General features: G+C 45.4%; 11 protein-coding genes. All 11 read right to left on the reverse strand.

Annotated features, from left to right (window positions below; translation table 11 throughout):
* Positions 1–16: 16 nt before the first annotated feature.
* On the reverse strand, positions 17–1,807 hold the full coding sequence (locus JWZ98_RS14410; protein WP_205450621.1) for a hypothetical protein: 1,791 nt from the start codon (positions 1,805–1,807) through the stop codon (positions 17–19).
* A gap of 234 nt (positions 1,808–2,041) precedes the next feature.
* The gene (locus tag JWZ98_RS14415; protein WP_205450622.1) at positions 2,042–2,440 is read right to left on the reverse strand and encodes a S4 domain-containing protein; all 399 of its coding nucleotides are present in this window, start codon (positions 2,438–2,440) and stop codon (positions 2,042–2,044) included.
* Positions 2,433–2,789 (reverse strand): rhodanese-like domain-containing protein, encoded by a 357-nt coding sequence (locus JWZ98_RS14420; protein ID WP_205450623.1) that lies wholly within the window; start codon positions 2,787–2,789, stop codon positions 2,433–2,435. Before JWZ98_RS14420 ends, JWZ98_RS14415 begins: the two co-directional genes overlap by 8 nt.
* A gap of 25 nt (positions 2,790–2,814) precedes the next feature.
* Positions 2,815–3,771, reverse strand: coding sequence for a 4-hydroxy-3-methylbut-2-enyl diphosphate reductase (gene ispH, locus JWZ98_RS14425; RefSeq protein WP_033155221.1), 957 nt, complete (start codon positions 3,769–3,771; stop codon positions 2,815–2,817).
* A gap of 37 nt (positions 3,772–3,808) precedes the next feature.
* Positions 3,809–4,294, reverse strand: coding sequence for a ribonuclease E activity regulator RraA (gene rraA / locus JWZ98_RS14430; protein WP_205450624.1), 486 nt, complete (start codon positions 4,292–4,294; stop codon positions 3,809–3,811).
* A gap of 14 nt (positions 4,295–4,308) precedes the next feature.
* Entirely contained in the window at positions 4,309–5,664 is a 1,356-nt protein-coding gene (yegQ, locus tag JWZ98_RS14435) for a tRNA 5-hydroxyuridine modification protein YegQ (protein ID WP_205450625.1), read from the reverse strand.
* Between the two features lie 111 nt (positions 5,665–5,775).
* Positions 5,776–6,546, reverse strand: coding sequence for a glycosyltransferase family 2 protein (locus JWZ98_RS14440; protein ID WP_033155224.1), 771 nt, complete (start codon positions 6,544–6,546; stop codon positions 5,776–5,778).
* Positions 6,547–6,682: 136 nt separating this feature from the next.
* Positions 6,683–7,714 (reverse strand): glycosyltransferase family 2 protein, encoded by a 1,032-nt coding sequence (locus tag JWZ98_RS14445; protein ID WP_205450626.1) that lies wholly within the window; start codon positions 7,712–7,714, stop codon positions 6,683–6,685.
* Positions 7,715–7,721: 7 nt separating this feature from the next.
* Positions 7,722–9,023, reverse strand: a complete 1,302-nt coding sequence (locus JWZ98_RS14450; protein ID WP_205450627.1) for a hypothetical protein — start codon at positions 9,021–9,023, stop codon at positions 7,722–7,724.
* A gap of 71 nt (positions 9,024–9,094) precedes the next feature.
* Positions 9,095–10,108, reverse strand: coding sequence for a glycosyltransferase (locus JWZ98_RS14455; RefSeq protein WP_205450628.1), 1,014 nt, complete (start codon positions 10,106–10,108; stop codon positions 9,095–9,097).
* A gap of 40 nt (positions 10,109–10,148) precedes the next feature.
* Positions 10,149–12,527 carry a hypothetical protein gene (locus tag JWZ98_RS14460; protein ID WP_205450629.1) on the reverse strand — a complete coding sequence of 793 codons (2,379 nt, stop codon included), beginning with the start codon at positions 12,525–12,527 and terminating at the stop codon, positions 10,149–10,151.
* Positions 12,528–12,588 lie beyond the last annotated feature (61 nt).

Here is a 12,588-nt window from a genome sequence, read left to right on the forward strand (position 1 = left end):
CACCACACGCTGGAAACTAGTGCAGCTTATTCAACAAATCGGCATCTATCCGGCATCCACCGAGATCCGGATAATCGGCCAGGTTTTGTTCGAAATCTCGAAAGGACGGATGTTGAAAAGCAAGGCGGGTAATCTTGCCTTGCACTAACTCAAATTCCAAAGCCCCGCCTTTTTCACGCGGGCTGCCGGGTTTGGTGACAAACAGCATGATGCCGATATTCGCCAAAGGCTGACCTTGATCTTGAGCCGGACGCGCACAAGTGTAGGTCTCGACATTGAGCCCACTAAACACACCCGCCAGCTGAGCGGCGTTGATGAGCACGCCTTCGTCAGCAACCGTCGGCACTTGCAGTAGCGCTTCCAAACCAAAGTTGCCCAAATGGTTTTGCAGTAGCACCGTGCCGTTCCCGCCTTTTTCGGTATTTAATAACGGGTATAGCTGCCGAGCGGCTTCGTCTTTGTTGGGATTTTGCAAAGCCGACAAAAATTGCCGCGCCGCCGATTGAATTGGGTTGATGACGCCTTCTTTTTTCTGCCGGGAGTTGGTCAGCGCCTCCCAATCCTGCTCGGTGTTAACCGCTAGCTTCATGCTCTTCATGACGGCGTAGTCTTCGCTCGCCAGACAGCCGGCGAAGTCCTTAGCCCGATATTGTTCCAGCAACTTGGGGCGGATTTCGTCGGTCATGGCCCGCTGCGCGGAGATATTAAAGTTTTTCCAATCCGGCGAGGTTTTGCTCAGGAAATAGTACAACACCGCATTGCGATCAAATTTATTGAAGCCCAAATCCTTCATCGCCAGCTTCAAGCGCCGGCATTGGCTTTCCACATCCGGGTAATTCTGCCAATCCGGTTGCAGATTGGGTTTCGCGGCCGGGTCGACTTGATCGATCAACTGCCGCAAACTGACTTCGCCATTGGCCGTTTGAATCGGTATCCGCCACAACTCATCAAGTGACAAATCATGCGCGTCGGGCGGCAGGTCGCCCGAGGTTTTCAACAGTAATGAGGAGACTATTTCCGGGTATACCCGCAATTCGCCCAGCAGTTTGCTTTCGGAAGACCAAGCACTCAAGCCACCTTCAACCACCTCATAAACACCCAGACGAATTTGATTGAAACTACTGCTGTCCCCCGCAAGTACCACACTGGCAGGCAAAGAATGCGTCTCGGAACTGTATTTACCGTTACCAGAAGTACCGGCTGCGGGAGTTTTGGCCACCACTTGCGGATTGCTCTCCACCCAGTTGCCGGCCAGCTTGCCCATCACCGCCATACCCGCGCCGACACCGGTGAATGCGAACAAACTGCTGGCGGCATTCACGTCGTTAATTAACTGGGAAAGATTGGCTTCGTGGCTGTTACTGGTCAGAAAGTTGTATTCGATCAGGGTGTCTTTGCTGGAATCGAGTCTTAACCAAGGGGTTAGATAAGATTTTTTGGTTTCCAGCTTGAAATTGCATTTGCCGGTCGTGGCTTGGTACAAAAAGCCGCTGGCTTCGCGCTTCAGTTTTAAGGCATCGTTATGCACACTGAATACCAGCGCCGCGGACAGGTCACCGTTTTCGTAATGACCACCGACATCGCTGCAACCGCCTTTCAGGGCGTTATCCCCTTTGAAATCAAAGTCGGAGACCAATTGTACATAGTAGTCGTCACCGCTCACCATGGATTGACCGCGTAGCGGCTTGATCGGTAAAGACTCGGTTTTGGGATAATCGACGGCAATTTGCCGGGTTGTGGCGCAACCGGCCAGCAAACCGCTGGTGAGCAATGCAGTAGTCAGGACTGAAAAACAACGTATCGACATTAAATATCCTATGGTGTCGCGAAACCCAGGCAGGCATGTGCCCGATGCAGTATCGTTTAAATGTAGAATCGAGTTCTTAGGCGCCGCTTAATCGTGACGCGATAAAATTTATCGTAAGGCATCTTGATGCCGCGGATAGACGCTATTCAAGCACTAATTCCATGCAAGTTAGCCGGGAATGATAAATTGAAGTGTGTTTTGTGGCTATTGTTTTGTTCGACGCACCAATAGTGCTTAGAGCGCGTCCTGTTTGAAGCGATGGATTTGCCGGCGTTGTTTTTTGTTGGGTTTATGCTCGCGCTCTGACGGATGCAGCAAGGCTTGCTGCTGCTTGTGTAGCTCGATTTGCTTAAGCCGCTTATCGATACTGGTTTGGTCTTCGCTGTAAAGCGCCACAGCCTCTTTAGCCGGACGGCGTTGATTATTCAGATCAGTCACCGTAAGCTCCCAAGTGTATTGGTCTTTGGTAACGCTAATCAAATCGCCGACTTTCACTTCCTTGCCCGGCTTGCAGCGCTGGCCGTTGACGTGCACCTTGCCGCCATTGACCGCATCGGAGGCCAGACCGCGCGTTTTGAAAAAACGCGCGGCCCACAGCCATTTATCGATGCGGACTTGATTTAACTCACTCAACGCTTAAACCGCTCTCCGTCCAGGCTTTAAACCCGCCCGCCATGCTAACCGCACCGCTATAACCCATTTGATTCAAGACCCGAGTAGCCAGTGCCGAACGTCCGCCGGTCTGGCAATAAACCACTATGTCCGCCTGTTGCCGACCTTGAAAATCCGGATGGCTATCGATCTTAAATTCCAACAAGCCACGAGGAATATTGACAGCCCCCGGCAAATGCCCGGCAGCGTATTCCGCGGGCTCGCGCACATCGAGCAATAAACTGCTCAAGCGCGTTTGCGCAGTCGCCACGTCGATTTCGGTAATCTGTTGTTTGGCGGCAGCCACCAGTTCTTGGGCAGTAAGGCTCATAAAAATTCTCCAGTCGGAAACGGAATCAAGCTTCCATATGTTTTTTCAATTCTTTCGGAATCGAGAATACCACTTTTTCTTCTATGCCTTTGTTTTCACGAACCTGGGTGGTTTCGCCGCCCCACTCTTTGAGTTGATTAATGACTTCCTGCACCAGCACTTCAGGCGCGGACGCACCGGCAGTCACGCCGACTACGTTGATGCCCTCCAGCCACTCTTGTTTCAAATCCTTGTAGGTATCGATCAAAAACGCCTGCTTACCCAGCTGTTCGGCGATTTCCCGCAAGCGGTTGGAGTTGGAGCTGTTCGGCGAACCCACCACCAAAATCAGATCCGAAATCTTTGCCAGATCGTGGACCGCGTCTTGGCGGTTTTGGGTGGCGTAGCAAATATCGTCTTTTTTCTGTTCCTTGATGGACGGAAATTGCTCTCGCAAGGCGTCGACCATTATTTTGGTGTCGGTCATAGACAATGTGGTCTGGGTGACATAAGCCAAATTATCCGGATTATTGACTCTCAGGTTTTTTACATCATCCGGGGTTTCAACCAGATAAATGTCGCCATGCTCGGTGCACTTATCGTACTGCCCCATAGTGCCTTCAACTTCGGGATGGCCGGCATGGCCAATCAGAATCACTTCCCTATCCTGTTTGGCATGTTTGGCTACTTGCATGTGCACTTTGGTAACCAACGGACAAGTCGCGTCGAAAACCGTTAACTTGCGCTCTTCCGCTTCTTTTTGGACCTGCTTGGACACACCGTGGGCACTAAAAATCAGGTAGGACCCCACCGGCACGTCACTGAGTTCTTCGATAAAAATCGCGCCTTTTTCCTTCAAGCCGTCAACTACCGTACGGTTATGCACCACTTCGTGCCGCACATAAATCGGTGCACCGAAGGTATCGATCGCTTGATCGACAATTTCAATAGCCCGGTCTACGCCGGCACAGAATCCACGAGGGTTTGCGAGTACGATTTGCATATTCTTGAGTATTTTACTTGGTTAAGACAAAACGATTTTAATCCAATTTTGTTTCCGAGACGATAATTCCGTCGCTATCGGCGTAAAGATAGTGATCTTTTTTGAAATTGACGCCGGCAAAAGTGATCATCGAATCCCGATGTCCATGTCCGTGCTTACTGCTGCAAAGCGGGTGAGTGTTCAGAGCCACCACACCAATCGGCATTTTGTTGATCGCTTCCGAACCGCGAATACTGCCGTAAACGACGATACCCTGCCAGCCATTTTCGACCGCCAAAGCAGTCAAAGTATCCCCCAACAAGGCGCAACGCTTTGAGCCGCCGCCGTCGATAACCAGCACCCGATCATTGACTTTTTCTTCCAGCACGGTCCGCACCAAAGTGTTGTCTTCGAACACTTTTAAAGTCGTGATTTGCCCACTGAACCGGCTTTTACCGCCGAAATACCGGAACAAAGGCTCGGCAATTTGAAAGTTTTCTTGGGCAGAAAAGCGGTCACATAAAGCGCCGGTAAGAAATGACATACAGCCTCCAAAGGCTAGTAATAACGCGCCAGCAGTCCGTACTGGCAATCAGCATCAGGCAGTGGAATTTTCACTTCATAACCGCCCCCAGAGGCTTCCTGCATGGGCTGACCGTATTTATCGACCATATTCTCCACGGTTATATCCCGATTGCCGTGCGGCAGGATTAACTCCAACTTGTCGCCCAGCGAAAATTTGTTCTTGACGCTAATATCCGCCCAACCCGTTTCGGTGTCGTAATGGGTAATTTCGCCGCAAAATTGCTGCTGATGACTTTTGGAATAACCGGATAGGTAGTTTTGATGTTCGTGGGTATGGTGGCGCTGATAAAAACCGTCTGTATAACCGCGATTCGCCAAGTTATCCAAAATCCCCAACAACTCGGGCTGAAACGGCCGGCCCGCCAATGCGTCGTCTATCGCTTGCCGATAAGTCTGCGCAGTGCGCGCTACGTAAAAATGCGATTTGGTACGGCCTTCGATCTTCAGGCTGTCGATACCGATTTCCACCAAGCGCTGCACGTGCTCTATCGCCCGCAAGTCTTTGGAATTCATGATGTACGTACCGTTTTCGTCTTCCATAACCGGCAACAATTCGCCTGGGCGGCCTTCTTCTTCAAGGAAATAGATATTGTCTGCCAAAGGATGCCGGTCGGCGCCACCGCAACTGGCGGTATTGAGCCCGGCATTCAAATCATTCATCGAAATGACCGCACTATCAGCCAGCAAATAATCGCCTTCCGCATTTTCCACAGCCGGTTTGGTGTCGTATTTCCAGCGGCAGGAATTGGTGCAGGTGCCCTGGTTCGGATCGCGATGATTGAAGTAACCTGACAACAGGCAACGGCCGGAATAAGCGATACACAACGCGCCATGCACAAATACTTCCAGCTCCATGTCCGGACATTGCTGACGAATCTCGGCGATCTCGTCCAGCGACAACTCGCGTGACAGAATCACCCGCTCCACGCCCATACTTTTCCAGAATCTGACGCTGGCGTAGTTGACCGTATTGGCTTGCACCGACAAATGAATCGGCATCTCCGGCCATTGTTCCCGCGTCATCATGATCAAGCCAGGATCGGCCATGATCAACGCATCCGGCTGCATCGCAATGATCGGCGCCATGTCTTTCAAGAACGTTTTAATCTTGGCATTATGCGGAATGACATTGGCGGCCAGAAAGAATTTCTTACCCAACTGATGCGCTTCGGCTATGCCTTTGGCTAGGTTGTCGGCCATAAAATCGTTGTTGCGCACACGCAGGCTATAACGCGGCTGCCCGGCATAAACCGCATCTGCGCCAAACGCAAAGGCGTACCGCATATTACGAATGGTGCCGGCGGGGGAGAGAAGTTCGATGTGTTTCATGTCTGTACTAAAAAATGAGCTAACAGGCATTCTAGCAAATTATCAACGGCTCCAGGGTATCGGAAGCATTGACCAAAGAACCCGTAAATCTTGGCCTGAACGAACGCGGAATTACTTAACGGGGACAGTCGGTCTATTAAAAAACTGCGGCATCCGGGAAAGAACCTTACGTAAAATAAACATCGGCATTCGCACGGGCAGGTTATTCTTTCGGCAAGCGTAATAAGCTTCTATGTTTCCTTTGATAATGCCGATCAGACTATTATTGGAAATACCGCCGATCCGCATTTTTATCCAGATTTTGGGAATATAAACAGCCTTAACCTTATTCACGGCTAGAAATCGCATAGTCAACTCAAAGTCTGCTTGTCTGGAAAACTGTAAATCGAATCCGCCCAACTGCTCATAGAGGCGGCGACGCACAAAAAAAGTGGGATGCGCCGGCATCCAACCTTTTTCGAATAAACCGCTACGATAGTTACAAGAAGTCCAATATCGAACAATTTTTGAAGCATCGTACCTATCGACATACAACAAATCTGCGTAGCAGACGTCTACAGTAGGGTCAGAAAAAATGTCGGCGACTTGGGATAATATCGTGTCATCCGCATACACATCGTCGGCGTTCAGTGTACCTATGACATCACCGGACGCCAGAAAAATACCTTTATTCATCGCATCGTAAATACCGTGATCAGGTTCGGAAATAAACTTGGCCAGATGCTGACCGTATTTACACACCATATCGACGGTGCCATCGGTTGAGCCACCATCAATGACGATATGCTCGATGTTATTAAAATTCTGCCTCGATACTGACTGCAAATTATCGTGAATAAACTCAGCCGCATTATAAGATACGGTGACAATTGATATTTTCATTGACTTGAGATAAATACTTAAGAATCTTGAAACAATTAATAGCCGTCTCCTCCTTTAGCAAAAAGAAATCATCGGTATGTTAATAAGGTGAACTTTATCAATCTTTAATAAAAACAATTGCTCATAAGCCAGAACACTAATGCCTAATAAATTTGCCTAACCGTACCCAAACAAAAGCGCAACCACGCCTGAAGTCGCCAGTCAACACTCTTCCGATAAAAACTGATATAGCACCGTAAATTATTGCCAATCCTTTTGGCAGCTTAAAAATTGGCGCGACAAAACAATGAAAAGTCCAATGCTGAGAAAATCTGGCATTAAATCGTGAATAGGCAATACTCAAATCTTCAGTTCCCTGCAACCGCAACCTTAACACGTAGTATGGATAATAGCCTATCAGCATATCCGATTCGAGTTTATATTTAGTATCGACGGATAATCCACTATCAATATATTTATCAACAATAGCGCCAAACTTATCAACGAACACGTCGGAAAAGGAGTACCCGCCGCTATTATTACGCTTATAAGCCACCAAATAGCTGTCTACATATAGATTAACAGGCGCCTTTAAAGCAGCACTGTAAATTAAATCAATGTGTACCAGATTGGTTCCGCAGTAATCGTTAGCATCGACACCTTGCAAATAATCCTTGGATATTATATTCACGGAAATCAACGTCGAAAACTTACCTAACTTGATAATAAACTCGTTTGAGTTTGCAAATTCGTACAACTTCTCGCTACCGCCAGGGTATTCATCCCTAAAGTCGAAGTCGTAACCATATGCTCGGACTGACACCACACCATAATTTTTACGCGCCAATAAACTTTCCAGATGTTTTAACGAGCCATCTATCAGTAAGTCATCATCGCCAAAAATTAAAACGTATTGCCCAGCCGCCTGATTAAAGCATTGTGCAATATTTAGATCAGGACCTATGTTCTCCGAGTTTCTTATATATCGTATCGGAAGTCCTTTGTTTAAAAACTCGTCGACGCAGTCTTTAGTATTATCGCTGGAACAGTTGTCGGATACTAAAATCTCTATTGGATAAGTTAATTCACCAAGCTGAGATACAATTTGTTCGATATTCTTAACTAAATAATTTGCCCTATTCCAAGTTGGAATGGCAATAGTTAGCAAGGGCCTATTCTCTTTATTCATATTTTTATTATATTATCGCGTGCCACTTTTTACGAAGCATTACCCACATCACCAGCGATGTCGGAAAACCGAACCCAACATTCACTAAAAACAACACCAGCACAATACCCGCCGAACCCCAACTCGGCGCCAACCAAACCGAGCCACCAACGGTCAACAACGCTCCTGACAAGGACAACCAAAGAAAGGGCTCCTTACGATGCGCCCTGAGATAGATAGCTAACAGTCCGGAAATATGGGCAAACAAAATTGCACCGATGAGAACAAAAGTTTCCCAAAACGGTAAAAATCTTACGCCATACGCCGTGTAATCGGCCGCATAGCGAATCAAAACAAAAAACACCGCCCCCAGGACAAATACCGCAAGTGAACGTTTAAAACCCTTTTTGAATTCCTTGTCCAGTAAATCCCAATCCTGTTGACCGGCAGCTTTCGCTAACACGGGGATTCGGCTCGTCATCCAAGCTAAACTTAACAAACCCAACATGTTGCAAACGGTCATGGTGACACCCATTTGCCCTGCAACCACAGCATTCTGAGTTTGAAACAATAGCGGAGTATGCATCTGCGTTAAAAAATATCCGCAGAGCCAACTGATTCCCAAACGCCATTGCATCGGCCAAAGCTCTCGCCACCAACCGAAGTCTCCAGAAATTCCAAACAACGCTGACACCCATAGTTTCGGATAGCGAAATAGTGCCCATACCAAAGCAATCAAGGCAGCCGATGCGGGCATCATAGCGACCGCATAAAGACCGCCCCCCTGCATTAGGGTAAACCAAATGGCGATAGCGCCAACAATACCTTGCACCAAGCGCAGCGAATAGACCTCCACAACTTTACCGCTGCCTTCCACTATAGCCAAAACCGGTAATAAGGCCAAACCTACTGCGGTACTGACAACTAGAACCAACCAAGGTTGCTGCCAGGCTAAATCCGACTCCTGGGGCCGATGACTAAAGAAATACAAACCGCCCGGATAAACCAACAAAAACAGCAGTCCTGAAACACCATACCAATACAACGCTTTTTTAGTCAGAGCCAGATAGCGGCCGACATTTTTACCAACGACCGCCCCATGCGGCAACCAAGTCAATTCGGCAAATTCATGCGCCGCCTGTTGCACCAGTATGGTGGATAGGCCCATATCCAATAACGCCTGCAAGCCGGCGAGACTGGCAAAGGTGTAGTAGTAGCCTTGTTCAGCGGGCGATAAATATCGTGCGATGCAAAACAGCGTAATCAGGCCAGCACCAGCCTGCCAGCCGCGTTGCGCTAAAACTGCTAACGTTTTCTTATCGACCTGCATATAGTTTTGCCTCGGGTTCCCTGTATCCAATGAATGGATTGGCTAGTTATAAATTCAATTCGGCAAAAAAATCAAAGCCTGGATCGATCAATAGATAAAGTTCTCTCGGGTAAATTAAAAAGCTTACGATAAAATCGCCGCAAGCCTCCTGCCAAACGGCCGGGAATTAAGCAATAGACCAGCAATACGATTAGGATGCGACCGCGCCAACCATCACCATATGCCAGCATAGACAACAAATAATTGAATTGATTTATACCTTGGGCCTTGTAATTTAAGGCTACTTTAACCAACCACAAACAGCCGTTCTTACTATTCCTGTCCCTTGTCATATACCGAGTGATTTCCGCAATAAATTTTATACGGAGTTTTTTGTCCTGCAAAAATCGACTGGTCCTAAACCACCCCGCATACCACTCCAAATCGCCAAAATAATATCCGGGAGCTGCATTTGGAGTATGTGTCATTAAATCATTTTTAGTACTGTAGACTGTAAGAGACTTCTCCTGCATTGAGAGCATCGTAGATACCAATTGCGGATATGCGTCACCTATATTCATATATGCAGAAGGCAAATGAGCAGCCGCAACGCTGCGACGAATAATGGTTGCAGAAATCATGCTGATACTGGCGAAAAACAATTGCTCATTATAAGCCAGATCCAGCGCAGGAATAGATTTACCTTTACTACAAACTTCAACAAGCCAGCCTAATCGAATAATATCGGCATTTTGAAAATTTAATACCTCAATTAATTCATCAGTAAATTGTAAATGCCAGTCGTCATCATCACCTATAATCCAACAATATTCAGAATCCGTTATCTCTATGGCGCGCAATATATTACCGTTACCACCGATATTGTATTTATTTTTATGGTACTTAAGGTTAGGCCAAACATTCTGAAACTTCATAACCACATCCTTGGTGTTATCAGTAGAAGCATTATCTAAGATATGTAGCTGCATTCCTATCAGACCAGCTTCGACAAATTTTTGCAGCGTTAAATCCAAGCAATTACCACGGTTATACGTAATAAGTACCGGCGCTAGTAGTTGGTTATTCCATTTAAAAGATGAATTCATTTTTTATTTTTACGGTTTTAGCAATTTAAAAACAGAAGCATTACGGTATTAAATAAAAATTCTTTAAATCGCTTTTAGAAATACAACACATATCCCCTGCCTTTTTAACAAGACCTGAGTAAGGAGATATAATTGAGCTGCAATTGGCTACCAAACCATCTGAATCAACTGTTGAAAAAAATTGACGTATAGACTTATCGTCATTTCCAATCCATACATAAGTAATTGCCATTGGCCATTTACTCTTCTGGAAGAAAAAATAGGAGTTATCATCCACTAAAATTTTTTTTCCTTGAACCGGGTCAATGTTACATACTTGCGAAGCTAGGATTAAGTCAGCACGTGCCTTCGCCGTATCATATTTTGCAATTGAGACGCCAGGACCGACGTATCCATCCATAAACTCAGACAAATATCTTGAGATAAACATTGCTTGCGAGAACAACGCCACCAAGCCCAAATATACAACGACCATGCTCATTCTAAACTTCAGAAAAATTCCAGAAAAATTCTCACCTAAAAAGAAAATTAGAATTATTAAAAGCAGCGAATAAACATACCCCGCATCGTACCAATTCTTTGGAAGATTAAATACCCCCCCCATAAGAACGCACCAAAATATAACCAACAACACAAAATTAACAGTAAGAAATCGCCGACTTGAAATGTCTTTCCAATATTGATACGGAATTAAAAAAAATAGCGTAAAAAAAACCAACGAAACATTTAACCATATAAAAATATTTATACCGTTCTCTGTGACTGTAAGAGGCAAACTAGGCAGATAGTCAACATCCGTCTTCTCTTGAAATCCAAGCTGATGTAAATACTTACTGAACATACTCAAACTTCTAAACGCCATATCAAAGAACTGGCCTGGGTCGTGGATTAAAAGCCCGGGATCAATAGAAAAGCTTTTAAGCATATTTTGAAATGCAGGAGTTTCATCGCATTGAAACGCATACTTAAATGCGATGAAGTTTTGTATAACATGCAATACCAACAGTAGCGCTGCAAAAAGAAAAATTAATCGAGACTCGAAGCGACGAAATAATTGCCATCCAACTACAAAAAAAAACGGAGCCAGGAACAATCCTTTTGGATGACCATACAGGATAAGGGAAACAGCAACAAAAAATAGAAAAACTAAACCCAGTAATTTTTTTAAAGCATATTTTTGACCAAGACTTTGATTCCAAATAAAAATAGATATAAGTAAAATAACCGAAGGAAAGATAAGCTGCTCACCTCGATTGATTACCAAAAAAACTGGAAAAACCCCAATGGAAAAAACAGATATGACAAAACCCAAAATACGCAAATCTTGAGAAAAGCTAAGTACATGGGATTCATTTTGTACAAGCTCTTGCTTTACCTTCAATTTTAGATAAAAAGCCAAGCATGAAACCCATAGAAACGCTACTAATAAACCGACTTTTCTTAACGCGGGAGGATCCGTGATCCAGCCATGGATAAGCCAATTTATCAAGCCGGGCAAATACATTGTTGCAGGTATAGATTGAAAAAATGTAGCAACGCACGTAGGGGCACCGCTGATTTTATAGGGATAATCGTAGGGAAGGCGTGAAAGCCAAAATCTAATCTGAACCTCGTCAGGATATATTGGAAAAAAATACGTAGTGATTAGCGTTATGCAAAATACGAAAGCTAAAGCAAGGTGTATATAAGAAGACCAATCAACATGTCTAAAATATTTTATGACCTTAAAGCTTACCGGAATAATTTGATCTTTAACTGTATAGAGTTGAGCCAAAAATACCAATAAACCGGCCAATGCGATAAAGTAAAATGCATATAGGATTTTAGCACCGGGAAAACTGCCTATCTTTATAGAAACGTTTTCTATTCGCCCCTGAAAATATCTAGAACTATCAAACCCTTGCCCTACCAATATCTGAGAGGTATACACAGACAAGCTGGAACTCCGATAATCAGCCACATCTAATCCATCCAAATTAGCTTTTACGAAAGAGCCATTAAGCGCCTCCACTTCAAGATCATACCACTGGTCTTTTCTAAGGTTCTCCGTAATTATCAACCCCTTTATAGCATTAGGAGCAGATGAATCGTTAACAACAATAGATGCCGTAGTACCAGAGATTTCTAGGCGTACTCCCTGATTGATAGGCGCGGTTTGAAACAAATTTGGGTAGCCATCTGTAGCATCTACGCGAAAACGTAGCTTTATGCTGAAATAAGCAATATCGGACGCTTTAAACTCACCAACCGAAGTCACTGAAGTTTCCCCGTAAATGTATGGCTTAGCATTTATAGCTTCTAAATGACTCGCGAAAATCGCTACAAACGGAGACTGAGCTCTAAGCCATGCATTGGAATCTATATGATTAATACCCAACGCCATAAGCGCTGAAAGCCATATTACCAACAATATTTTCATAGAAGTTTCGCTTGTCTTTACGCAAAATTTAACGCATTGACCAAAGCTTCGCTGTTGTGAA

The sequence above is a fragment of the Methylomonas sp. EFPC1 genome (genome assembly GCF_016925515.1).
Taxonomy (GTDB): domain Bacteria; phylum Pseudomonadota; class Gammaproteobacteria; order Methylococcales; family Methylomonadaceae; genus Methylomonas; species Methylomonas defluvii.

What these genes read in the sequence shown, in the direction of transcription:
- JWZ98_RS14410 (WP_205450621.1), bottom strand. Translation starts at nt 1,807, where the DNA reads ATGTCGATACGTTGTTTTTCAGTCCTGACTACTGCATTGCTCACCAGC.
- JWZ98_RS14420 (WP_205450623.1), bottom strand. Translation starts at nt 2,789, where the DNA reads ATGAGCCTTACTGCCCAAGAACTGGTGGCTGCCGCCAAACAACAGATT.
- ispH (WP_033155221.1), bottom strand. Translation starts at nt 3,771, where the DNA reads ATGCAAATCGTACTCGCAAACCCTCGTGGATTCTGTGCCGGCGTAGAC.
- rraA (WP_205450624.1), bottom strand. Translation starts at nt 4,294, where the DNA reads ATGTCATTTCTTACCGGCGCTTTATGTGACCGCTTTTCTGCCCAAGAA.
- yegQ (WP_205450625.1), bottom strand. Translation starts at nt 5,664, where the DNA reads ATGAAACACATCGAACTTCTCTCCCCCGCCGGCACCATTCGTAATATG.
- JWZ98_RS14440 (WP_033155224.1), bottom strand. Translation starts at nt 6,546, where the DNA reads ATGAAAATATCAATTGTCACCGTATCTTATAATGCGGCTGAGTTTATT.
- JWZ98_RS14445 (WP_205450626.1), bottom strand. Translation starts at nt 7,714, where the DNA reads ATGAATAAAGAGAATAGGCCCTTGCTAACTATTGCCATTCCAACTTGG.
- JWZ98_RS14450 (WP_205450627.1), bottom strand. Translation starts at nt 9,023, where the DNA reads ATGCAGGTCGATAAGAAAACGTTAGCAGTTTTAGCGCAACGCGGCTGG.
- JWZ98_RS14455 (WP_205450628.1), bottom strand. Translation starts at nt 10,108, where the DNA reads ATGAATTCATCTTTTAAATGGAATAACCAACTACTAGCGCCGGTACTT.
- JWZ98_RS14460 (WP_205450629.1), bottom strand. Translation starts at nt 12,527, where the DNA reads ATGAAAATATTGTTGGTAATATGGCTTTCAGCGCTTATGGCGTTGGGT.